Source organism: Paenibacillus nanchangensis (assembly GCF_046543445.1).
GTDB lineage: Bacteria > Bacillota > Bacilli > Paenibacillales > Paenibacillaceae > Paenibacillus_AQ > Paenibacillus_AQ nanchangensis.
The window spans coordinates 34,976-58,511 of record NZ_JBHOFD010000010.1 but is presented as its reverse complement, the minus strand read 5'-3'; the positions used below and the strand labels follow the sequence as shown (position 1 = coordinate 58,511).

22 protein-coding genes and 1 other RNA gene are annotated in these 23,536 nt (G+C 58.7%); 1 reads left to right on the top strand and 22 read right to left on the bottom strand.

What is annotated here, in order from left to right:
- The first annotated feature begins 26 nt into the window (after positions 1–26).
- On the top strand, positions 27–1,295 hold the full coding sequence (locus ACE6ED_RS09480) for an aminotransferase-like domain-containing protein (RefSeq protein WP_410826871.1): 1,269 nt from the start codon (positions 27–29) through the stop codon (positions 1,293–1,295).
- An 87-nt stretch (positions 1,296–1,382) separates the two neighbouring features.
- Here ACE6ED_RS09480 and rnpB read toward each other — a convergent pair.
- The 22 genes from rnpB to ACE6ED_RS09370 all read right to left on the bottom strand — a co-directional run bounded on the left by rnpB (position 1,383) and on the right by ACE6ED_RS09370 (position 23,519).
- An RNA gene (gene rnpB / locus ACE6ED_RS09475) (RNase P RNA component class A) lies at positions 1,383–1,787 on the bottom strand.
- A gap of 130 nt (positions 1,788–1,917) precedes the next feature.
- Positions 1,918–3,033, bottom strand: coding sequence for a Nif3-like dinuclear metal center hexameric protein (locus tag ACE6ED_RS09470; protein WP_410826870.1), 1,116 nt, complete (start codon positions 3,031–3,033; stop codon positions 1,918–1,920).
- Positions 3,009–3,833 carry a tRNA (adenine(22)-N(1))-methyltransferase gene (locus tag ACE6ED_RS09465; RefSeq protein WP_410826869.1) on the bottom strand — a complete coding sequence of 275 codons (825 nt, stop codon included), beginning with the start codon at positions 3,831–3,833 and terminating at the stop codon, positions 3,009–3,011. The genes ACE6ED_RS09470 and ACE6ED_RS09465 overlap by 25 nt, the downstream gene beginning before the upstream one ends.
- Positions 3,830–4,651 carry a hypothetical protein gene (locus tag ACE6ED_RS09460; protein ID WP_410826868.1) on the bottom strand — a complete coding sequence of 274 codons (822 nt, stop codon included), beginning with the start codon at positions 4,649–4,651 and terminating at the stop codon, positions 3,830–3,832. Before ACE6ED_RS09460 ends, ACE6ED_RS09465 begins: the two co-directional genes overlap by 4 nt.
- A gap of 139 nt (positions 4,652–4,790) precedes the next feature.
- A complete protein-coding gene (rpoD, locus tag ACE6ED_RS09455; RefSeq protein ID WP_410826867.1) occupies positions 4,791–5,924 on the bottom strand; it encodes an RNA polymerase sigma factor RpoD in 1,134 nt (377 codons plus the stop codon).
- A 40-nt stretch (positions 5,925–5,964) separates the two neighbouring features.
- A complete protein-coding gene (gene dnaG / locus ACE6ED_RS09450; RefSeq protein WP_410826866.1) occupies positions 5,965–7,785 on the bottom strand; it encodes a DNA primase in 1,821 nt (606 codons plus the stop codon).
- A gap of 46 nt (positions 7,786–7,831) precedes the next feature.
- Complete coding sequence (locus ACE6ED_RS09445; RefSeq protein WP_410826989.1) at positions 7,832–8,299, bottom strand: YaiI/YqxD family protein; 468 nt, start codon at positions 8,297–8,299, stop codon at positions 7,832–7,834.
- A gap of 204 nt (positions 8,300–8,503) precedes the next feature.
- Complete coding sequence (gene glyS, locus ACE6ED_RS09440) at positions 8,504–10,585, bottom strand: glycine--tRNA ligase subunit beta (RefSeq protein WP_410826865.1); 2,082 nt, start codon at positions 10,583–10,585, stop codon at positions 8,504–8,506.
- The gene (glyQ, locus tag ACE6ED_RS09435; RefSeq protein WP_410826864.1) at positions 10,578–11,465 is read right to left on the bottom strand and encodes a glycine--tRNA ligase subunit alpha; all 888 of its coding nucleotides are present in this window, start codon (positions 11,463–11,465) and stop codon (positions 10,578–10,580) included. The genes glyS and glyQ overlap by 8 nt, the downstream gene beginning before the upstream one ends.
- 451 nt (positions 11,466–11,916) lie before the next feature.
- Entirely contained in the window at positions 11,917–12,672 is a 756-nt protein-coding gene (gene recO / locus ACE6ED_RS09430) for a DNA repair protein RecO (protein ID WP_410826863.1), read from the bottom strand.
- A gap of 33 nt (positions 12,673–12,705) precedes the next feature.
- Positions 12,706–12,846, bottom strand: coding sequence for a YqzL family protein (locus ACE6ED_RS09425; RefSeq protein WP_410826862.1), 141 nt, complete (start codon positions 12,844–12,846; stop codon positions 12,706–12,708).
- A gap of 122 nt (positions 12,847–12,968) precedes the next feature.
- Positions 12,969–13,862 (bottom strand): GTPase Era, encoded by an 894-nt coding sequence (era, locus tag ACE6ED_RS09420; RefSeq protein ID WP_410826861.1) that lies wholly within the window; start codon positions 13,860–13,862, stop codon positions 12,969–12,971.
- A 158-nt stretch (positions 13,863–14,020) separates the two neighbouring features.
- The gene (cdd, locus tag ACE6ED_RS09415; protein WP_410826860.1) at positions 14,021–14,449 is read right to left on the bottom strand and encodes a cytidine deaminase; all 429 of its coding nucleotides are present in this window, start codon (positions 14,447–14,449) and stop codon (positions 14,021–14,023) included.
- A 43-nt stretch (positions 14,450–14,492) separates the two neighbouring features.
- The gene (locus ACE6ED_RS09410; protein ID WP_410826859.1) at positions 14,493–14,885 is read right to left on the bottom strand and encodes a diacylglycerol kinase family protein; all 393 of its coding nucleotides are present in this window, start codon (positions 14,883–14,885) and stop codon (positions 14,493–14,495) included.
- Complete coding sequence (ybeY, locus tag ACE6ED_RS09405; protein ID WP_410826858.1) at positions 14,885–15,382, bottom strand: rRNA maturation RNase YbeY; 498 nt, start codon at positions 15,380–15,382, stop codon at positions 14,885–14,887. Before ybeY ends, ACE6ED_RS09410 begins: the two co-directional genes overlap by 1 nt.
- Positions 15,379–17,631, bottom strand: coding sequence for an HD family phosphohydrolase (locus tag ACE6ED_RS09400; protein ID WP_410826857.1), 2,253 nt, complete (start codon positions 17,629–17,631; stop codon positions 15,379–15,381). The genes ybeY and ACE6ED_RS09400 overlap by 4 nt, the downstream gene beginning before the upstream one ends.
- A 14-nt stretch (positions 17,632–17,645) precedes the next feature.
- Positions 17,646–18,617 carry a PhoH family protein gene (locus ACE6ED_RS09395; RefSeq protein WP_410826856.1) on the bottom strand — a complete coding sequence of 324 codons (972 nt, stop codon included), beginning with the start codon at positions 18,615–18,617 and terminating at the stop codon, positions 17,646–17,648.
- A 6-nt stretch (positions 18,618–18,623) separates the two neighbouring features.
- Positions 18,624–19,814 (bottom strand): sporulation protein YqfD, encoded by a 1,191-nt coding sequence (gene yqfD, locus ACE6ED_RS09390; RefSeq protein ID WP_410826855.1) that lies wholly within the window; start codon positions 19,812–19,814, stop codon positions 18,624–18,626.
- On the bottom strand, positions 19,815–20,105 hold the full coding sequence (gene yqfC, locus ACE6ED_RS09385; RefSeq protein WP_410826854.1) for a sporulation protein YqfC: 291 nt from the start codon (positions 20,103–20,105) through the stop codon (positions 19,815–19,817). It abuts the gene before it with no gap.
- Between the two features lie 226 nt (positions 20,106–20,331).
- Positions 20,332–21,333 carry an ROK family protein gene (locus ACE6ED_RS09380; RefSeq protein WP_410826988.1) on the bottom strand — a complete coding sequence of 334 codons (1,002 nt, stop codon included), beginning with the start codon at positions 21,331–21,333 and terminating at the stop codon, positions 20,332–20,334.
- A gap of 6 nt (positions 21,334–21,339) precedes the next feature.
- On the bottom strand, positions 21,340–22,056 hold the full coding sequence (locus ACE6ED_RS09375) for a copper homeostasis protein CutC (protein WP_410826987.1): 717 nt from the start codon (positions 22,054–22,056) through the stop codon (positions 21,340–21,342).
- Positions 22,056–23,519, bottom strand: a complete 1,464-nt coding sequence (locus tag ACE6ED_RS09370; protein ID WP_410826853.1) for a leucyl aminopeptidase family protein — start codon at positions 23,517–23,519, stop codon at positions 22,056–22,058. Before ACE6ED_RS09370 ends, ACE6ED_RS09375 begins: the two co-directional genes overlap by 1 nt.
- Positions 23,520–23,536 lie beyond the last annotated feature (17 nt).

Below are 23,536 nucleotides of genomic sequence, written 5' to 3'. Positions count from 1 at the left end.
AAATCGAACAAGTGGGGGCACAAATCATGAAGATCACCTATTCCAAAACAGCGGGGTCGTTTGGTTCATCGGCTGTCCGCGATATCCTGAAAGTTACGCAGGGCCAAAATATGATCTCGCTTGCGGGGGGCCTTCCTGCCGAAGAGCTGTTCCCCGCCGAAGCGATCCGCGCAGCCTACGACCGGGTGTTCTCCTCGGGTCCATCCGTCCTTCAGTACGGCTTGACCGAAGGCCACCGCCCGCTGCGCGAGCGCATTGCGGCCCGGCTGGAAACCAAAGGCCTGTCCGCCGGTCCGGACGATCTTCTGTTGACCACCGGTTCCCAGCAGGCGATCGACCTTCTCTGCCGCGTGCTGCTTGACCCGGGTGATGCGGTGCTGGTCGAGTCGCCGACCTACCTGTCGGCCCTTCAGACACTGAGCGCTTACCAGGCGGATATTCATGCGGTGGACAGTGACCGGGAAGGGATGTGTACGGACGACCTCGAGTCTAAACTCCGGACGCTTCGACCGAAGCTGCTGTATGCGGTGCCAACGTTCAGCAATCCGGCGGGAGCGCTGTGGAGCGAACAACGGCGCGAAGCCATTGTCCGTCTGTGCAGACAATACGGCACACTTATTCTGGAGGACGATCCTTACGGGGAGCTAGCGTTTGGAAAAGGTCCGGTTCCGCCTTCGATGGCGGCGATTGACCGTCGGATCGCAGGCGGAGACGGACCTGCGGTGGTGTACGTCGGCTCATTTTCCAAAATCGTCGCCCCCGCCCTCCGGACCGGCTGGATGACGGGGAACCGCGAACTGCTTGCGGCCGCGGCCAAAGCGAAGCAGGCCGCCGACCTGCACTCCAGCACCATCGACCAATGCGCGCTAGGCGAACTGATGGACCGCTTCGATTTGGACGGCCATATCGCCGCGGTCTCCGCCGAATACGGCCGCCGGATGCGGCTGTTGTCGGCGGAGCTTGCCGCCCGCAGCTGGACCGGAGCCGAGTGGCAGGAGCCCGAAGGCGGCATGTTCCTGTGGCTGCGGCTGCCGGAGACGGTCCGGACAGCGGAACTGCTGAAGCTTGCGGTCGAGGAGGGGGTGGCGTTTGTGCCGGGGGAAGTATTTTATGCGTCGAACCCGGTACGCAGCGCGATGCGCCTGAACTTCACGCATACCGCGCCCGGGCGGATTCCGGAAGCCGTGGACCGGCTGGAGCGGGCGCTCCGGCGCTGGCAGGCCGGGGAGCTGAAGCAGACAGGAGAGCTGAAGCAGGAACCCGCCGCCAGCCAAGTTCGCCAACCTTCTATATAGACCGAACCACAAAAACGGCGGCGCTTCCGTTACCGGAAGGCGCCGCCGTCTGTTCATAACCGTATGAAAAATCATAACCGTTGCAGTTGGGAAAGTTTGCCGTAAGCCGGGTTCTGTGCTCGTTGTGGTTCAAACGGGAACTACCCTCCCACCTTAAGCGACAATCATCTATCTAGGCTGTACATTGCTGCACAGCTCCAGCGACCAACCCAGACGCGCCTCAGGCGAAGGCTGCCGCGTGGTTAGCGGCTGCGTCTCATTAGGTCTTGCTCCGAGTGGGGTTTACCAGGACCGATGTCACCATCGCTCCTCGGGGTCTCTTACACCTCGGTTCCACCCTTGCCTGTGCCGCTAAAGCGGCCATCGGCGGTCCGTTTCTGTGGCACTATCCTTCGGCTCGCGCCGACTGGACGTTATCCAGCACCCTGCCTTATGGAGCCCGGACTTTCCTCCCGCGGCCGCAAAGCCGCCGGCGATTGTCTGTCAAACTTTCCGGACAACATCAAATATTATACAGGCTGGCACGTCTGCGCACAAGCCTGTTTTGCTGGATTTGCAGGAACTTTTCTCCGTACAGCTGCATACTCAGCTGCTGACGTTGCTGACGCCGTCGTCTTTTCGCTTACATAAACTGAAACGGCTCGGTATCCAGCTCCGATGCATGAACGGCGGTGGTATACTTATTTTCCGCCAGCTTGCCGGCCATCCAATCCGCCACATGCCGCTTCATGATTTTTTCGGCGTTGTGCCCGGGATCGATCAGCGCGACGCCTGCAAGCAGCGCGTCATGCGCTGTATGATAGTCGATATCGCCGGTAACCAGCACATCGGCTCCGCGGAACGCCGCACTGGACAGGAATTTCGCCCCCATGCCGCCGAGCACCGCAACCTTGCGGACCGGCTTGTCGAGATCGCCCACTACGCGCACATGGCGCACGTCCAGCCCTTTTTTAACCGTCTCCACAAAATCCCGCAGGCTAACCTGCTCCTGCAGCTTGCCGATCCGGCCCAAGCCGAAGCTGCGGCCCTTCAGATCCATCGAATACAGGTCGTAAGCCACCTCTTCATACGGATGCGCCTTCAGCATCGCCTGGACAACCTTGGCGCGGACACCTTCGGGTACAATCGTTTCGATGCGGATTTCTTCCGCCCGCTCCATTTTGCCCTGCTCACCGATGTAAGGATCGGTGCCTTCGCGCGGTACAAACGTGCCGAAACCTTCGATGTTGAAGCTGCAGTGGCTGTAATTGCCGATCCAGCCCGCCCCGGCGTTCAAAATGGCGTCAAGCACCTTCTGATGATGATCCTTCGGCACAAACACAACTAGCTTCGACAAACGTTCCGTGCTGCTGTCTTTTAGCGGACTGGTCTCGCCAATACCCAGCGCCTCCGCCATCCAGTCGTTCATGCCGCCTTCGGTCACATCCAGGTTCGTGTGGCTGATGTAGACGGCAATATCGTTTTTGATCAGCTTTTCGTACAACCGCCCCATCGGCGTATCGGTCTGAATATGGGACAGCGGTCGGAAAATAATCGCATGATGGGCGATAATCAAATTGCAGCCAAGACGGATTGCTTCGTCCACAACCGCTTCGGTCACATCCAGCGCCACCAGCACTCCGGTAATGTCTTTGCGGAGCGTCCCGAGCTGAAGCCCGATTTTGTCGCCTTCTTCGGCCACATGCTTAGGCGCCAGCTGTTCCATATACTGAATTACCGTTTGTCCTTTTGCAAGCATTGCAGCACCTCCGTGATTTCTTCGATTTGCCGCGTCAGCTCTGCCCGCTTGGCTTCAGCGGAGGCCAGCTCCGAACGCGACAGGGAGCGTAGAATTCCTTCGAGCTTGCCGATTTCACTGTTCCATTTGGCAAAAAAGACCGGGTCCGGCTCGCGCAGCAGCCAAGGCCCAAACCGGAGCAGCGATTCCCGCTCCAGCACCAGGCGCCCGCCGTCCAGCGCCAAAGGCGCGTACAGCGCTGCGTTGGTCAGCGGCAGCTCGCCCGAAGCCAAGCCGGCGGAGTCCCCCGGCGGCACAGCGGCTGCACTCTCTTCGCGTACGGCGTGCAGCACTTCGTAGATTTTGCCGTCTTCCTCCAAAATCCGCTCCGACACCAGCAGCCAGCCATTGTCGGCCAGCCAGCGCCGCAGCATGTCCTCGCCGACGTTTGGCTGCAGCAGCAGCCGGCTGACGCCTTCCAGCCGGCCGAGCCGGCGTCCGCGCTCCAGGATGGACGCGATTAGCGCGCCGCCCATCCCCGCAATCGTCACGCAGTCGGCTTCGCCGGGCTGAAGCACCTCAAGCCCGTCTCCCAGCCTAACTTCAATCGTACCGGTATAACCGCTGTCCTGCACGCCTTTGCGCGCCGCCTCAAACGGGCCGGCGTTAACCTCCCCGGCGATAGCGGATACCGCTCTGCCGCTCTGCACGGCAGCCACCGGCAGCAGCGCGTGGTCCGATCCGATGTCGGCCAGCCGGCTGCCCGGCGGAATTTGCTCGAGCAGCTGTGTCAGCCTGCGCGAAAGTTTGGTATTGTTCATGAAGCCACCCACGTTATCCATTTTTTTCGGAAGCCGAACAGCAGCGCCCCCGCCGCCGCCAGCTTCACAATGATCACCAGCGCAATCCAGCCCGGCGCCGTATCCCGCAGCAGCATGCTGTCGATTTCGGGCATCATCCAGATCGTCGCCCCTACGGCAAAATAGACGGAAGACATTCCTTGTGTCCGGTGATGCAGCAGCCAGCTAAGCCAGATCATCAGCACGCACAGCGGCAGCCAGAAGAGCTGCAGCTCCCACACCGACGCATCCGGACGAATCTGGATAAAAAAGCCCGCATAAAGAAGCAGCATTGCGCCGAACCCGCAGTATTGCAGCAGGCCGATCCGCAGCAGCATGCCCAGCACGGCCCACACAATCCCGCACAGCGTCACCAGAATCGGCAGCCACAAGCCGCGGTTTAGATCATGCAGTGAAATGAGCCATACGCCAAATCCCAGCATCAGCACACTCCCGGTTCCGGCCAGGAGCAGGCTGGTCAGCGGCTGCCGTTTGCGGAGAACGCCCGCATAACCGTAAACAACAATCAGCGTCGATACGGCCACAGCAAGTTGCAAACCCCAGGGAAACACGCTAAAATAAAAAGCGATTAAGAAAATAAAGGAAATAACGCCAAAACAAAGCAACCAAATTTTGATGCTTCCCTGCTGCAAATTTTCCAGCGACAGCGGATTACGGCGTGCCGCTTCCTTGTCGTCATACAGATTGGTCAGGAAATCGCAATACTGCTCAGGCAGCAGGCGGTTCCGGCGCCAATATTCGATCTCGTTCAGAATAATTTCGCGTTTGTCCGCGTTCACGGCCCATTCCCTCTTTCCGGTTGGCACAGGTATCCATAGCTCAGCCGCCGGCGTTTACCGCCAGCCGGGACATCCTTCTCAGGCCCGTCCCACAAAAAAGACCTCCTGCCACCCTTTCAGCAGAAGGTCTAGTGCCGAACTATTCGAGAAAATCTTTCAGCCGTTTGCTGCGGCTGGGGTGACGCAGTTTACGCAGCGCTTTGGCTTCGATCTGACGGATCCGCTCCCGGGTAACGCCGAACACCTTGCCAACTTCCTCCAGCGTTCTCGTCCGGCCGTCATCCAGTCCAAAGCGGAGACGAAGCACATTCTCTTCCCGCTCGGTCAGCGTGTCGAGCACATCCTCCAGCTGTTCCTTCAGCAGCTCGTAAGCCGCCGCGTCCGCAGGCGCAAGCGCCTCCTGGTCCTCAATGAAGTCTCCCAGATGCGAATCGTCTTCCTCGCCGATCGGCGTCTCCAGCGATACCGGCTCTTGGGCGATCTTCATAATCTCCCGCACCTTCTCAACGCTCAGTTCCATTTCAGCCGCAATTTCTTCCGGCGTAGGTTCACGCCCCAGCTCCTGCAGCAGCTGACGGGAAACGCGAATCAGCTTATTGATCGTTTCGACCATATGCACAGGAATCCGGATCGTCCGGGCCTGGTCCGCAATCGCGCGCGTAATCGCCTGCCGGATCCACCAGGTGGCGTACGTACTGAATTTGAAACCTTTGTTGTGGTCAAATTTCTCCACAGCTTTGATGAGGCCCATGTTGCCTTCTTGAATCAGGTCAAGGAACAGCATACCGCGGCCGACATAACGTTTGGCGATGCTGACGACCAGACGCAGGTTCGCTTCGGCCAGACGGCGTTTGGCTTCCTCGTCGCCGTTCTTGATCCGCATGGCCAGCTCCACTTCATCGTCCGCGGACAGAAGCGGCACCCGTCCGATTTCTTTCAGATACATGCGGACCGGATCGTTGATTTTAATGCCTGGCGGCAGCGACAGGTCGTCGTCGAAATTAAAATCGTCGCTGTCTCCTTGTTCGTTGTCTTCGCTTTGACGGAGAGTCGTCACTTCTTCATCGTTTTCATTGACCACCTCGATGCCGAGGTCGCTGAGCTGTTCATAAAATTCGTCCATCTGCTCGGGATCCTGATCGAATGGCGACAACTTCTCCATAATGTCTTTGTAGTTCAGGGTGGATCTTTTTTTGCCGTGCTCAATCAGTTGGTCCTTGACCTGGTCAAGCGTAAATTCGGTTTCCAGCTCGGTGTGCTGATCGTTCGCCATAATACGACTCCCTCCTCCCTAGGATCTTCCTGCGTACAGTTTATTGTCTCTCTAGGGCTATAATCTCACTTGCTATTTGTGCGGCACGCAAAAAATCGCCGGATTTATCCGCCTGGATCATTTCCTCCCGCTTCTGCTCAATCTTGCGCTGTACGGGGTACTTCCTCACTTCCCGGATGCAGTCGTCCAGCACCTGGGGACTCCAGTCCGGCGGAAGCTCCATCATGGATATGGAAGTGGCGGTTTTCTCCAGACGGTCATCCTGGAGCGACGACAGAAACCGGCTGATATCCGGCGGTTTGCCTTGTGCGTAATAAGCGTATAGATAAGCGGCGATTGCCGCATGATCACTGATGTTGAACTCCTCGCCGAGGCGGTCGCCGACATATTTGGCAGCCTCGGGATCCTGCAGCATAATGGATAGCAGCCGGCGTTCGGCTACATGATAAGCGGGCAGCAGCGTCGGCGCCTGGACCTGCCCTTTTTTATGCCTACCATTATTCCACCTTTTGTCGTTATTATCCCCTTCCGGCATGTTTTTTTGCATGGAGGCCCGGAGCAGGTTGCAGTCCTGTTTCAGGCTGTCATAAGACAGCTCGAGTTCGGATGCCAGTTCTTTCAGGTACACTTCCCTTTCCGTCGAGGACGGAAGAACGGCGATAATCGGCAGCGCCTCCTTGACATAGGCGACTTTCCCGTCTTCTTCTAGCAGTATATGGTTTTTTCTCAGATATATAAGCTTAAATTTTACGGTTGAAACGGCAGTGTCAATTACCTGATCCCTGAACCGTTCCCCGCCGTGCCGGTTGATAAAATCGTCCGGATCGAGCCCGCTTGGCAGCAGCGCCACCTTCACGCGCAGCCCGCCGTTCTCCAGCATCGGCACCGCCTTCATGGCGGCCGCCTGACCCGCGCGGTCCCCGTCGTAGCAAACTATAATTTCATCGGCCATCCCGCGCATCACGGCGATATGACTTTCCGTCAGCGATGTGCCCATCGTGGCCACGCCGTTCTGAACCCCCGCATCCCAAGCCGAAATGACATCCCCGTATCCTTCGAACAGTACGATTTGCCGCGTTTTGCGGATGGACGCTTTGGACTGGTGCAGGTTGTACAAGACCCGGCTTTTGTTGAACAGCCGGCTTTCCGGCGAATTTAAATACTTCGGCTGACCCTCCCCCAGAATGCGTCCGGCAAACGCAATCGCTTTGCCGCTGCGGTCAAAGATCGGAAACATAATCCGGCCGCGGAAGCGGTCGACGTAACCTCCGCCTTCATTCCGTGCGGACAGCAGCCCGCCCTTCTCCATCTCCTGAAGCGGGAATCCCCGTTTCTCAAGAAATTGCAGCAGTGTATCCCAGCGCTCCGGAGCGTAGCCGATCTGGAACTGGTCGATCATCTTGTCGCTGAAGTTTCTGGACCGTAAATAGTTCATCGCGGCTTGGCCGTGTTCCGTATTCTTCAGCAAAAAATGATAAAACTTCGCAGACCATTCATACGCCTGAAGCAGACGTTCCCTCTCCGGATCGGGGGGTACGCCAATGCCTCCTTTTCCTTCGGGAAGCGCGATGCCGCTTTCGTCGGCCATGATTTTGACGGCTTCCGGAAACGAGAGACCTTCGATCTCCATTCTAAACTTGATGGCGTTGCCGCCCATCCCGCAGCCAAAACAATGGAACACGCCCCGGTCGGGCGTCACGGTAAAGGAAGGGGTCTTCTCGGAATGAAACGGGCACAGTCCCTTCATATATTTACCCTGTTTGGTCAGATGGACAACCTTGCCGACGGTATCGACGATATCGTGCTTGGCAAGCACGCTCTCGATGACTTCCTCGGGAATACTGCCGTGTCCGGTACCCATACGCAACCACCTTCATCCCTTAACACGTAAATAATATTCGATGCTTTTACTGAATCTCCTGCAAGTTTTCCAAAAGTTTTGTCAGTTTATGTTGAAATAAGGTCTTTTCCTCCGGCGTGATGGGCTTCGGCCCCTTTCCGTAACGGCCTTTTCTCCGTTCCCGGGCGGCTGCATGCCGGGTTTCGAGCATAAAATCCATTCGTTCGGGTTCAAACACAAGCCCCCGGGGAGAGAGGGCAAATGCCCGTTTGCCGAGCGCAAGCGCGGCTAACCCGTAATCCTGGGTGATGACGATATCTCCCGGCTTCATATGATTGGCGATATACAGGTCGGCGCTTTGATCGCCCCGGTCCACCCGGACCGCGGTCACTCCCGGCCCTCCCTTCAGCTCATGGTCATAAGAGGATACGAGCAGCACCGGCACACCGAAGCTGCGTGCCGCCTCGGCCGTTTCCCGCTTGACCGGGCAGGCGTCTCCGTCGACCAAAATCGTCCTCTGGCGCAATTCCGTCATAGGCATCACCGGTTTCCTGTAATATATACGCGTTCTGCGGACAAAAATCCTTCTTTGCCAAAAAAGCCTCATAGCGTAAATACGGAACGGTGCCAAAGCGAAAACGCCGGTGCCACCGTTCCGTATATTTATCCCCTTACTTCCCGTTATTTATCTGCTATATGCCGCAGTTCTTCGTAAACCTTGCCTTGACTGCCGTACGGCTTACTGCCACACGAGTTTGTTGAAGTCGGCGAACCGTTTCAGACCTGCGTCGATTCCAGCCAGCAGGGCCAGCCGGTTCCGGCGCACTTCCGGATCTTCCGCCATGACCATAACCGAATCAAAAAATTCGGTTATGCTTGGCGTCAGTCCGGAAAGCAGCGTCAGCGCTTCATCCGCGTCGCGGCGTTCCAGTGCTCCGGTGTAAGGAGTCTGCACGGCCTGCCACGTTTCGAACAGCTTTTGCTCCGCTTCCTCGTTCAGGGATTCGGCCCGGACCTCGCTGGACTCCGCTTTTGCGGCCAGATTGCCAACCCGGTTGAACGATTCCACCGTGGTTTTGAAGTCCGCCCGCTCTTCGAGCGCCTTCATCAGTGCGCGGCTGCGGGATACAATCGCAGGGATATCATCAAAGCCCGCCGCGGCCCCCGCATCAACGGCGTCGTACCGCACGCCTTGATCCAGCAGAAGCCGTTTGACGCGCAGTCCGAAGAACTCGTACAAATGTATACGCAGCTCCTCGCCGGAATGTTTCTGTTTCTCCGTATTTTCATACGCTCCGATCGCCATGCCGAAAATTTCGCCAAGCGTGACGGGAAGTCCGCGCTCCAGCAAAATCTGCACGATACCGGCCGATTGACGGCGCAGGGCGTAAGGATCCTGCGAGCCGGTCGGGATCATGCCAAGCGAAAAGCAGCCGACGATTGTGTCGATTTTGTCTGCGATGCTGACGAGCGCGCCTGCGTCGGTGGACGGTACCGCGTCCCCGGCAAAGCGGGGCTGGTAGTGTTCGAAGACCGCTTTGGCTACCGCTTCGGGTTCACCCGCTTTGCGGGCGTAGTCTTCGCCCATCGTGCCCTGCAGTTCCGGGAACTCATAGACCATCTGGGTAACGAGGTCGAACTTGCAGATGTCCGCGGCGCGGGACACTTCGGCGCGCGTTTCGGCCGGCAGTCCAAGCCGGTCCGCCAAACGGTCGGCCACACGGCGGATCCGCCGGACTTTGTCGCCGATGCTGCCGAGCGCTTCCTGGAACACGATCGTTTCCAGCTTCGCCAGCGCGTCGGCAATTGCGAGCTTCTGGTCTTCTTCATAAAAGAATTTGGCGTCCGACAGCCGTGCGCGCAGCACCTTCTCGTTCCCTTTGGCGATGACGTCCAGCGACTCGGCGTTGCCGTTGCGCACCGTGACAAAATACGGCAGCAGCTTGCCCGCCTCGTCGAATACCGGGAAGTACCGCTGATGCTCCCGCATAGAGGTAATCAGCACCTCCTGCGGAATATTCAGGAACGCCGGGTCGAACGTGCCGAACAGTACCGTCGGCGTTTCGACCAGGAACAGAACCTCTTCCAGCAGATCCTCCTTGACTCCAATCGTCCAGCCTTTCGATTGGGCCAGCGCTTCGATCTGGGAGACAATCAGCGCTTCGCGCTCCTTCACATCCGCAATAACCTTCTGGGCCCGCAGGCTTTCCACGTAAGCCGCCGGCTCCGCAATCACGGTTTCTCCGCCCAGGAATCGGTGTCCCCGGCTGACAGTGCCGGACTTCACGCCCGCAATTTCCAGCTCCACAAGCTCTGTTCCGAACAGCGCAACCATCCAGCGGATCGGGCGGACGAATTTGAACTCATAGCTGCCCCAGCGCATGTTCTTCGGGAACGTCATCGAGTGGACGATGCCGGACAGACCTTCGGCCAGCAGCGATGCCGTTTCGACGCCGGCGCTGTTTCTGACGGCGTACACATATTCCACGCCGCCCAGCTCTTTAAACGTGAACTGCTCGGGGTCCACGCCCTGGCTGCGCGCAAATCCCAGCGCCGCTTTGCTCCATTCGCCGTTATCGCCGAGGGCGATTTTGCGGGACGGGCCTTTCACTTCTTCGCTGACATCCTCCTGCTTCTCGGCAACGTCCTTTACAAGAACAGCCAAGCGGCGGGGCGTAGCATAAGCCAGCACTTCCCCGTGAGCGAGGCGGGAGGATTCCAGCCATTTGGCTGTCTTCTCCTGCAGTTGATCCATCGCGGCGCGCAAGAACCGCGCGGGTACCTCTTCAAGTCCAATTTCAAACAGCAGATCCTTAGCCACGGACCTCGCCCCCTTTCTTCAGCAGCGGGAAGCCCAGCTTCTCGCGTTCCTCCAGATAGGTCACGGCCACATGCCGCGCCAGGTTCCGGACTCTGGTGATGAATCCGGTCCGTTCCGTCACGCTGATCGCTCCGCGCGCATCCAGAAGGTTGAAGGTGTGCGAGCATTTCAGCACATAGTCGTAAGCCGGGAACACCAGATGATTTTCCATCGCCCGGTGCGCTTCAGCCTCGTACATGTTGAAGAGGTTAAACAGCATAGGAACGTCCGAAACCTCGAACGTATATTTGGAATGCTCGACTTCCGGATGGTGGAAGACGTCGCCGTAGGTCAATCCCCCGACCCACTCCAGATCGAACACATTTTCCTTATCTTGAATATAGGACGCAAGCCGTTCCATACCGTAGGTGATTTCCACCGCGACCGGATTGGTTTCGATGCCGCCGACCTGCTGGAAATACGTAAACTGGGTGATTTCCATTCCGTCCAGCCATACTTCCCAGCCGAGACCCGCGCAGCCGAGGGACGGGTTCTCCCAGTTATCCTCGACAAAACGGATGTCATGCAGCAGCGGATCGATGCCAAGCCGCTTCAGGCTCTCCAGATACACCTCTTGGATGTTATCCGGGGAGGGCTTGATAATCACCTGGAACTGGTGATGCTGATACAGGCGGTTCGGGTTCTCCCCGTATCGTCCGTCCGACGGACGGCGGGAAGGCTCGACATAAGCGACCTTCCAGGGCTCTGGCCCGAGGGAACGCAGGAACGTCATCGGGTTCATCGTACCTGCGCCTTTTTCCGTGTCGTACGGCTGCACGATCAGGCATTCATGGCCCGCCCAAAATTCCTGCAGCGTCAAAATCATTTGCTGAAAGTTCATGTTACCGGCTCCTTCGCATGGATTTAGGAATCAGCCGCGCGATGGAGGCTAGCCGTTTGGCGCTGTGCACTAAAGCCCGCACAATTCGCGCAAAAAAGCTCCCGCCCCCATGCCTGCTGTACAGACATAGGGACGAGAGCCGTATTTATGCTCCCGCGGTTCCACCCTACTTGATTCTATCCCCGATTCCCATATCGGCAACCGCTTCGCGAGAGTACCTTCGCATAAGGTCCTTCACGAACATCCGGATAAAATCCACTTTTGGCCGTTGTTTCCTTCACGCTCCCGGGTGCCAATTTCATGAACACTTGTTCCACCGGGCTCGCACCCTCCCCGGTTCGCTTACGAAACTGCTGGTCCACTACTTTCCCGATCTTCGCGCGTCTTTCCGCCTGACTGGCAGACGAAAAAACGGAAACTGTTCCTAGTTTACCGGAAATCGGCCGATTCGTCAAATATTATACCGGTCCAGCTGATCCAGGAAGCTCTGCGACTTGAGCCGCAGCCCGAGCTGAACATCCATAAAGGCCCGCATCAGCTTCTTCAGCTCCGCTTTGGTCTCTTCCTTGACGCTCACGCTGCCGAGCCGGGTAAGGTCCAGCCGCGCAAACAGCCGGAGCAGCTTCAGCGCCCGGGCGGATACCTCCGGCGCAGGCGGGTCGTTATGCCTGCATGCCCGGCACAGGACGCCGCCGAGCCGCGGGCTGATGAACGTTCCTTCCTCTGGGCACTCCCTGCCGCAAGCGACGCAGTTATCCAACTGCGGACCGTAGCCCGCCGCCTGCAGCACCTTCATATCAAAAACATTTAGAATAACGCCGGGGTCTTTATCTTCTTCTAGCGCGTCCAGACAAGCGGACAGCTGCCGAAACCAGAAGACGCCGGTCTCCTCGTCATGCAGCACCCGGTCCAGCAGCTCGCAGGCGTAAGAGGCATAAGCCGCCTTCACCAAATCTTCGCGCAGCGGATGATGGGAATTCGAAATTTCACCGGCATTCAGCGTACCCAGCCCGCCGCTGTTCCGGAAAAACACATATTCGCCGACAGTAAACGGCTGGATCAGAGCCGCATGGCGGCTCTTTACTTTTTTGGCGCCCCGGACCAGCACGCCGACCTTGCCTGCATTTTCAGTGCAAAGGGTAACAATTGCGTTCCCTTCCCCGTAATCCATGCTGCGGATGACAATTCCCTGCACCCTGTATAGCATGCCTTTTCCCCCAACCGTCCGGCCAGCCAGTTCCTACTGCGCTTCCTCCTCGTACTCCGGCTCTTCGTCTTCCAGGACCCCTTGATCGCCCGCCGGCGCTTCCGTCTCCCGGTAGAGCAGATAAGCATCGACATCTCCAGTCATCGCAAAATACTTCCACGAAAAATCTCGCATTCGTATTCATCCTTTCTTCGGAAACACGATGTCTTTTCCATTCCCAAATTAGGATGTGCGCTTAAGCGGGATCTATCCTTGCAATTCCTGCCAGCCGGCTCGGCCCGGTCCTGTCCGGACGATTACAGATCGCGGTGGAAGCCCAGATCGCGCAATACGCGTTCCTGGTTGCGCCAGTCTTTTTTTACTTTCACCCACAGCTCCAAAAATATCTTCGAGCCCAGCAGGTTTTCGATATCCGTCCGCGCGCGCCGGCCGACTTCCTTCAGCATCGCGCCTTGTTTGCCGATAATAATCCCTTTTTGCGAATCCCGTTCAACAAAAATAACGGCGGAAATATGCACAACCCCGTTGTCCTCCACCCGCATGTCCTCAATCGTTACGGCGATGGAGTGGGGCACTTCCTCCCGGGTCATATGCAGAATCTTTTCGCGGATCAGCTCCGCGCAGACAAACTGCTCGGGATGGTCCGTAACCTGGTCCTCCGGATAATATTGCGGGCCTTCGGGCAGGTATTTCTCCAGTTGGGCCAGCAGGGTATCCACATTGTTCCCCAGCTTGGCCGAAACTGGCACAATCTCCGCAAAGGTGTGCAGCTTGCTGTATTCCTCAATCAGCGGAAGCAGCGCTTCCGGCTCCAGCTTATCGATCTTGTTCATGACCAAAATAACCGGCGTGGACACGTCCTTCAGCTGCTCGGCGATATAGCGGTCGCCCCCGCCAAGGCCGTCGGCGGCGTCGATGAGAAACAGCACCGCTTCCACCTCTCCCAGCGTGCTGATGGCCATCTCGTTCATATAATCGCCCAGCTTCGACTGGCGTTTATGAATGCCCGGCGTGTCCAAAAAGACGATCTGCGACTCGTTTGTCGTGTAGACGCCGTGAATTTTGTTGCGTGTCGTTTGCGGCTTGTCCGACATAATGGCGATCTTTTGTCCGATCACCTGATTCATCAAGGTGGACTTGCCGACGTTCGGTCTGCCGATAATGGCGACGAACCCGGATTTAAATGTCATAATCTCTTCCTTCCGGCGAATCCTATAAAAGCCGCGGCCATTTCACATAGCCTCACGCGAGCTGTCTGTACAACCGCTGGCGCAAGGCTATGCTGACTGAGCGCAAAAACACACTTATTCCAGGTCCGCCTTGTGTATTCGTTTTATTCATGATGGGCTTATACAGGATCGGCATTTGCTTTGGCTTGTTCCAGAGAATCGGGGCCAAAGCCGCCGGGAAGCAGCTCGCCGACGGTCGTCTCGGTATAATCCCCTTTCATATTGCCGAGGACCACCTTCATCTCCGGACCGCACAGCTCCAGCATCACCTGCCGGCAGACGCCGCAGGGCGCCACCGGTCCGTCCGTGTCGGCAATCACTGCGATCATCTGAAAGGAACGGGGCGCGGATCCGTCCGCTATAGCACTGAACAAGGCTGAGCGCTCCGCACAGTTGGTCGCGCTGTAAGCTGCGTTTTCGATGTTGCAGCCGTGGTGCACCCGGCCTTCCCGGTCCAGGAGCGCCGCGCCGACACCGAAGCCGGAATAGGGAATATAGGCTTTGACCCTGGCTTTGATTGCTTCTTGCAGCAAGGTAATGGAATCCATAGTGCCCCTCCTGAAATGTGATTATTCCCCTAAGGTACAACGATTATCGCATAACCGCGGCGATCCAGTCCATCACCGGACCGTAAAACACGAAAATACCCGTAATAACGGCAAAGACCGCCGTCAGAAGCACGGCTCCGGCGGCGGTATCTTTTGCGATTTTGGCCAGGGGATGATAATCGGGCGACACCAGATCCACCACCGCCTCAATGGCCGTGTTCATCAGCTCAGCCGACAGAACCAGCGTAATGGCAAGCAGGAGCTTCAGCCAGCTGGAAGGCGGCAGCCGCAGCAGTCCGGCGCACAGCAGCACAAGCACGGCGGCCCCGGTATGCACTTTCATATTCAGCTCGCTCCGGAACGCCTGCCGGATGCCTTGGGCCGCATAGACGAAAGAGCGCCAAAATTTGCGGGGGCCGGCAGCCGTATTTTTCATTAGCGGGTCAGCCCCACCTGGGCCAGCACATCTTCCTGCTTCGCCATCATCACCGCTTCGGCTTCTTTGTCTTCATGGTCATAGCCCAGCAGATGCAAAAAGCCGTGCACAAACAGGAAGCCAAGCTCACGCTCCAGCGAATGGCCGTATTCCTCGGCCTGTTCACGGGCGCGTTCCACGGAAATGATGATGTCGCCGAGCATTTCAGGCAGGTCGGACAGCTCTTCCTCTTCTTCGATTTCGTAGACGATATCCGGCTCCTCTTCCCCGCCTTCGTTCATCGCAAACGACAGCACGTCGGTGGGCCGGTCGATCCCCCGGTAATCCCGGTTCAGCTCATGGATGCGTTCGTTATTCACGAACGTCAGCGCCACTTCGCCGTCCTGGACGCCTTCCGCTTCCCCAGCTTTCGCCAAAATCGTCTCGAGCAGTCCGATCAGGCTGTCGCCGATTTCCAGCTCCTCTTGTTCATTGCTCCACACCAGCTGCAGGCTCATGCGTTAACGGCCCCTTCCTCTTTCTTTGGTTTGCGCGTTTCTTCGGGATATTCGATCCGGGAGTGGAAAATACCCATTACAGCTTCCTTCAGCGTCCGCGCAATGACGTCCAGCTCCTTCATCGTCAGGTCGCAGTCGTCGAACTGGTGATCGTCGAGCCGGCCTTTGATGATCTTGGCAATCATGGTCTCAATCTGCTCCACCGTAGGCTTGCGCAGCGAGCGGACGGCGGCCTCGACACTGTCGGCAATCCCCACCACCGCGGCTTCTTTCGATTGTGCTTTGGGGCCCGGGTAGCGGAAATCCTCCTCCGTAAAGTCCGGCTCCGTTCCGTTTTCTTCGGCGATCCTTAGCGCCTTATGGTAGAAATAATGCAGGAACGTTGTGCCGTGATGCTGCTCCGCGATATCGCGGATCGGCTTCGGCAGCTTGTATTCCTTCAGCATTTCCACGCCGTCGCGGGCATGGGCAACGATGATGGATTTGCTGAGCATCGGCTCAATCGAATCATGCGGGTTATCCATATTATTCTGATTTTCGATGAAATAAAAAGGCCGTTTGGTCTTGCCGATATCATGGTAATAGGAGCCAACCCGGCACAGCAGCCCGTCCGCGCCGATCGCTTCGGCCGCAGCCTCGGACAGATTGCCCACCATCACGCTGTGGTGGTAGGTGCCCGGCGTTTCGGTCAGCAGCTTGCGCAGCAGCGGATGGTTTGGGTTGGACAGCTCCACCAGCTTCAGTGCGGACAAGATACCAAAGGTAGCCTCGAAAAACGGCATCAGGCCGATCACGAGCACCGCGGTTATCAGACCGCCGGCAAACGCAAAGCCGACCCCGTACAGCGTATCGATCTCCTTCCAGTTCCCGCCCGCGAGCAGACTGGTCACGAACACCGTCAGCGCGCCAAACAGGCTGACCATAATGCCTCCCTTAAGCAGCGTGGAGCGCTGGCCGGCCCGGTGCGTGGCGAACACGGCGACATAGGAGACGATAAGGGCAAGAAAACCGAACGTAAAATCAAACACGGTATTCTGCTGCACATTCAGGATAACGCTTGCCATCACAGCGAACAAAATCGAGCAGAAATAAGCAAGCGAAATATCCAGCAGCATCGCCAGCAGCATCGCGCCGATGGCAACCGGAGCGCCGAAGCCGATAAATATCCGGTCATCGGTCTGAAGCAGAGCGGTCAGCCGCAAGCAGACAAGGGTGATGACAAAAACGAACACAAGCATCAGCAGCTGCGAGTTGTTGTACTTGAAGCCCGAGGTTCCCGTCTGCCGGATAAACATCAGCAGACCTACGGCGAGCATAGCGGACAAAAGCAGCAGCCCCAGCTCCGGCCAGTAATTGACCTCGTTGTTCAGCAGGCCGTTTTCGTCCAGCAGCTGGTACAGCTCGGGCGTAATCAGCTGGCCTTTGGAGACCAGGACGTCGCCCTGCTTGATATACATCGTGGGCGTATTCTCGCGGGCTTGTACCTCCGCCTCTTTTGTGGCTTCCTCATCGTAGAACTTATTGCTCACAATGGCGAGCCGGGCGAGCTCCTGAACCACTTCCCGAGCCGTGCGCTGGGACAACGAACTGATGCTGACCAGCTCCGCCACCTTGGCGCGGGCCGTCTGGGCATCCGTAACCTGATCGTTCATCAGCTGGGTGACAATATTGCGCGCCACCGGCTTCATCTCAATGATGTCCTCCGTCGTCAGCCGCGGAATCTTGATGAAGGTCTCCTCCGGAATCACGTACGTCTGCTCCCGGATCTTTGACTGCATTTCCTTAAGCAGCGTCTCCGAGTAGGTGCCGTTCTTGCGGCTGCCCGCCACAAAGTTCAGCACAAAATCACTGGCCCGGCGCGGAATTTCTTCCCGGTAAATCGTCGTTTTCTCCCTCTGGGAGATGGTTTCGTCCTGATTCAGCCGGTCGATCCGGTCGAGCAGCGACGTCACGAGATTTTCGGTGCGCAGCGGAATAATCTCATACCTTGGCTGCACGTTTTCGGCCGCTTTCTCCTGGGCCTGCAGCGTCGCTTTTGTGTCGGGAATCTGCATCGGCGCGGTGATTTCTTTGGCGCTGTGTGTTCCTTCCCGGATATCATACCGCTTTGGCAGCAGGTCGGGCGCCAAACCAAAGTAGAGAATGACGCCAAGCAGCACAAACAGCGTGTACCGGACCGCAGGGCTGTATTTCCAGCCGCCGCCATTCTGAACAAAGCCGCTGAATTTAGACGGTTCCTTTGAAGCCATGGTGACAATCCCCTTTATTCGAGGTTTTCGGCAGATCGGTCATAGGCAACGATGATTTTCTGCACCAGGGAATGCCTTACTACGTCTTCTTCCGCGAACTGGACAAATCCGATCTCTTCGATGCCGGACAAAATCGTCTTAGCTTCGATCAGGCCGGATTTTTTGCCCCGCGGAAGGTCGATTTGGGTAACGTCGCCCGTAATGACCATCTTCGAGCCAAAGCCGAGCCGGGTCAGGAACATCTTCATCTGCTCCGGCGTCGTATTCTGGGCCTCGTCCAAAATAATAAACGAGTCGTCCAGCGTCCGTCCGCGCATATAGGCCAGCGGAGCAATCTCGATCAGCCCGCGCTCCAGCGCTTTGGCGACCTGGTCCGGGCCCATTACGTCGTACAGCGCGTCGTATAGCGGGCGCAGGTACGGATCAACCTTCTCCTGCAGGTCTCCGGGCAGGAAGCCGAGACTTTCGCCCGCTTCCACAGCCGGCCGAGTCAAAATAATGCGTTTGACGGAGCCTTCCTTCAGCGCCGCAACCGCGAGCACGACGGCAAGATACGTCTTGCCGGTTCCCGCCGGTCCGATGCCGAACACAATGTCGCGTTTCTTGATGGTGGTCACATAATGCTTCTGACCAATGGTCTTGACGCGGATCGGGCGTCCGCGGAAGGTCGTCGTAATCTCTCCCTTAAACAGGTCGAGCAGCTGGTCCGCCCGGTAATCCTTCGCCAGCTCCACGGCGTACTGCACGTCGCGTTCGCTAAGGATATAACCGCTGCGGATCAGCTGGAGCAGCACGTCGAACAGCTGCTGCAGCTTATCCACTTCCCGCTCTCCCCCGCGCACGTTCAGCTCCGCTTCACGCGAAGCGATGTGTGCGGGAATTTCGCTCTCGATGATCTTCAGAAATCCGTCCTGCGGGCCGAATAATGCAAGCGCCTCTGCCGCGTTCTGCAGCGGGATCTTTATGCTTGAAGTCTTATCTGACAAATAGCCTCATTCTCCTTGGTTGTATACTATGGGAAGCTCTTGGGCAATTCTCTCTTCCACCTCAAAAAGCACTTTCATATAAACTTTACCATTCTCTTTCTTCTCATGCAAAATTTTTTGGCTTTTGACAGCGCTGTCCGTCCCGTAACGGGTCAAGAGATCCGCTTTGGCCAGCCGGATTCCTTCGTTCCTCGCTTCCTCCGGCGTGCGTGTCCGGCGGCTCTCACGGACCTCCAGCTCCTTTTCCGTCATCCAGCCGAGCGGCAGCGGCTGCCCCCGCCAGGTCAGCGGACGAAGCTCCTCCAGCAGGCGCGTCTCGGCGTATCCGCTTTTGCCGTAGCCCCACAGCTGAACGGCCCAGTTCCCAAGCACCAGATAATACCGGTCCTTGCGTTCGCCCGTATAGGTGCCGCTGACCGCTTCCAGCGGAACGGCGATGTTGTATTCGTGCCACACCAGGCCCCGGACCTCGCCTTTGGCCACCACCAGCTCCGAATTTTCTTCGTCCCCCAAAATGCCCGAGATGAGGATGTCGCCTTTTTTCACCCGGGTGTTGCGGGAGACGGCGGGACGCCCCTGCTCGGCGATGATCTCCGTAATAACAGCGTCGCTGCGGCTGACGAGATGCCGGGGGCTGTACAGCTCCTGCTTTTCCGGTTCGGCGGATTCGACAACCTGGATATTTACCGCTGTTCCCTGGCGCTCCACACCGACCCAGGAGACGCCGGGCAGCCGCAGCGTCAGCGCTTTGGACAGCTTGTCCGGCGTCTCCAGTCTCCAGATCCACTGGTAGGGCCGGATGCCCTCTAGTTTGGCGGCCTCAAGAATGTCTTCCGAGGCGATGCGTTCGTTGCCTGAGACGCGCACCGTCCACACCATGGAGGACAAGAGGACAAGCAGCACCGCGAAGCAGACCGCACCGGCGACAAAAAACTTCCGTTTCCACAGCCGGGCCAGCCGAAACGGCAGGCCTGTCCGGCCGCGGATGCGCATGCGGCAGCCTGTCCGCTTCAGCAGCGGACGCAGCGCATAAAAATCAGGCAGCAGCAGATGCAACCGGACGCCCTCCGGCTCCGGCTTGACCCCCCACAGGGGAATCCCCGCCTCGCCTAATGCGTTGATCAGCTCCTCCACGCGCGGGCCGGAGACGCTGACCGTAACCACTCCCCGCAGGGAAGACAGAGCGGGACCCTTCATTTACGTTTCCTCGCTTTCCTTGAACTTAATTTCGCTAATCCGGCCCTCAACCGCCAGCTCCCGCCCCAAAATGGACGAGATGGACAAGTCTTCGCCGGTAATCTCCAGCAAACCCCTGTTTAACGCGAGCGTAAGCCGCCCGGGGGAGAAGCGCAGCACGCCGCGGTGGTTCTCGATATACAGCTCCCTGTCGCCGATCAGGGTGATCCGGGGCAAATCGTGCACAATATCCTGCGGCAGATTCAGCATCCCACTAGACCATCCCCGCAGCCTGACGCCGATCCGGGTCATAGGTAGACGTTCCCCCTTCCTGTATTACAACCTTATGCGGGCGATGTCTGATTTATGAGAGGATGGGTACCGCTGAAATGGCGAATGAACTGCATTAGGATATGACCGGGCCTACCCGAGACATTCCGCTAAAAAAATAAACCGGCCAGCTAAGGAAATTTCCCTAACCGGCCGGTTGGCCATACAGAAGTATTCGATTAATATTTAGGCCGCTATAACCGGGATTCTAAGCTGTGCCGCCCGCCTCTACCGCCGGCTGAGCCTCTATAGCTCCGGAACCGGCATCCTGGAACAGGGCCGCCGCGCCGATCAGGCCGGCATCGTCGCCAAGCTCTGCACCTGTAATCCGGTACGTGCCCCGGTATGGCGCCATTACATATTGCTCGGTCCGCGTGCGGACAGCCGACAGCAGCAGTTCGCCCGCCCGGCTGACCCCGCCCCCGATCACCAGAACATCGGGATTGTAGGCATGCACGATGTTGGACAATCCCAGCGCCATATAATGAACTGTGCGTTCAAAAACTTCACCGGCTACCCGGTCCCCGCGCCTTACCGCTTCAAAAACATGCTTCGCCGACAGGCTCTCGCCCTGTTCATCCGCGATTTCCGCGATCAGGGAAGTCTGCTGCGCAAGCCGCCGCAGCGCCTCGTTCCGGATCGCCGTGCCGGAAGCAAACGTCTCCCAGCAGCCCCGACGGCCGCAGCTGCAGACCGGTCCGGCCGGGTCAACCACCGTATGCCCCAATTCGCCGGCGAACGAATGGGAGCCAAGAAACAGCCGGCCGTCCAGGACAAGCCCCGCGCCGATTCCGGTGCTGAACGTGATATACACCATATTTGTGCTTCCGCGCCCCGCTCCGCGCACAAATTCTCCCCAGGCGGCGGCGTTTGCGTCATTGACAACCTGGACTTCCGTCCGCAGTTCGGCTTCCATCCATTCCTTCAGCGGCACCCCGTTCCATTCCGGCAGGTTGGTTCCGTTCAGGGCAATGCCTTTGCGGCTGTCCACAGCTCCCGGAGAAGCGAGGCCTACACCGGCAAGCGGCTTTCCGCCTGCAACCGAACGGATCATTCCGTTCATCCGGGTGACCAGCTCCCTGGCCGTCCCTCCTTTGCCGGTCTCCAGCTGTTCTCGCCCGATCAGCACGCCGCGGGCATCAAACAGGCCCGCGGCGATTTTGGTTCCCCCCAGATCCAATCCGACGACATAGGTTTCCGCTTGCTGCATCACGCCTCACCCTTCTCTTCTGTCTATTCTCATCCCTTCCGTGTGTAGACGCTCCGCCAAAGCGCGGAGCGCTTCCGGATCGATCGGCGCAAGCCCCGAACGCTGAAAGCGGATGGAGGAGCCGAAATGAACTTCGCCGACTCCGGTTTCCCGGCAAAATCCTTCGATTCCCTCCGGCGTAAGGCCATGCCCCGCCAAAATGCCCAGCGGGCCGTCCCCGCAGCGCTCCACCAGTCCGCGGATGACCGGAACCGACTGAGGGGCGGGGAGCAGGCCGCCAGATGTCAATACCCGGGTAACCGCCGGGTATTGTTTTAATACGTCCAGCCCTTCGAGTAAATCCGCCAGCTCGTCGAAGGCCCGGTGAAACGTGACCTGCATCCCGTCCGCAAGCGGGAGCAGACGCTCCAGCAGACGGACGTCAATCCGGCCGTCCCCGGTCAGAGCGCCGACGACGATGCCTGCAGCGCCCGCCGCGCAGACCGCTTGAATTTCCTCCGCCATGGTGTCCGCGTCAGGCGGACCGTACACAAAGGAACGGCTGTGCGGCCGGATCATTACATGCACGGGAATGCTCAGCGCCCTTACCGTCTGCCGGACCAGGCCGATGCCGGGCGTCAGGCCGCCTTCGGTCATGGCGGTAATCAACTCGATCCGGTCCGCGCCGCAGGCTTCCGCCGTAAGCGCGTCGTCTATACAGGTCGCGATAACCTCCAGCTTCATCATACAGGCCCCTCCTCTCCCGGCATTACCGGCCCTTCCTGCGCACGCGCAGCCGCATAGTCGGCCAGCAGGCGGACGCCGTATCCGGTCGCCCCTACCTCTGCGTAGGGCAGCTCCCGTTTGTACTGAACGGTGCCTGCCATATCGATATGCACCCAGCGCATGGAGGGGGACACGAACTTGCGGATAAACAGCGCTGCCGTTATCGCCCCCGCATACACGGAGGTTCCGACATTGCGCAGATCCGCGTAATCGCTCTTTAGTTCAGATTCGTAATCGTCAACCAGCGGCATCGGCCACAGGCGTTCGCCGTTCTCCTCGCCGATGGCGGCCAGCTGCCGGGTCATTCCGGCATCCCCCCAGATCCCGGCAAGGCCGAGGCCAAGCGCCTGGCCGACGTTTCCCGTCAGCGTGGCGATATCGATCGCCTCCTCTGCGCCAAGGGCGGCGGCGTGCAGCAGGGCGTCCGCCAGCATCAGCCGCCCTTCCCCGTCGGTGTTGGCCACCTGAACGGTCAGCCCGTTCGGGTAGGTGACGACCGACGAGGGCAGCATCGCCGCCGCGCCCGGCAGATTGTCGGCGATGGCAATCAGCGCCGTCACCCGCACAGCCGCGCGGGTACGGGCCAGAATCTCCATCGCCCCGGCTACGGCTGCGGCGCCGCCCATATCCATCCGGGCGTCGCTGATATCGCGGCCCGTCTTAACGTTCATGCCGCCCATGTCGAAGGTGACGCCTTTGCCGACGAGGGCAAGCAGCGGCGAGCCGGAGTTACCTTCATACGCGATTTCCACAAGCGCGGGCGGGTGCGGACTGCCTGCACCTACCGCCAGCAGTCCGTTCATGCCCCGCCGGACAAGCTCTTCTCCGCGGTACACCGTGACCTGCACCGGCAAATCAGCGAACTGCTGCTTGATCCGCTGGACAAAGCTGTCCGGATTCAGCCGCTCCGGCGGTTCGTTCACGTAGTCCCTCGCCTGCCGTACCGCCCGTTCGCGGATCTCCGCCGTCATCAGCGCGCGCATAGCGGCGGCTTCGTCCAGGCCCGGCCACTCCTCAAGCCGCAAGCTGAGCCTGACGGCACCCGGGCGCTTCGTTCTCCCCCGGCTGGCATCGTACCGGTATTGGCCCATCCGCCATCCTTCCGCTGCCGCCTGCAGTCTGGCTTCCGGCCCGGCGCTGCCGGGGACGCCGCCGGTCAGCCGCGCGCTGCGCCGTTCCTCCCGCAGCAGCGCCCGCGCCGCAGCCCCTGCCGCCCGCCGGAGCGTCTCCAGCGAGGGTTCTTCTGCCGCCCCAAGGCCAACCGTCAGCAGATCGGTCTCCCCGTCCCGCCGACCATAAAACCAGGTGACCGCTCCCTCGCGGGCCTGCCCGGAACGCAGCCGCGGTCCGTCTGTTTGGCCTTCCTTGACGAACCGGAGCTCCACTTCAGCCGCTTCCCAAGCATCAAAAACCACTTCCATCCCAAAGCACCTTCTTC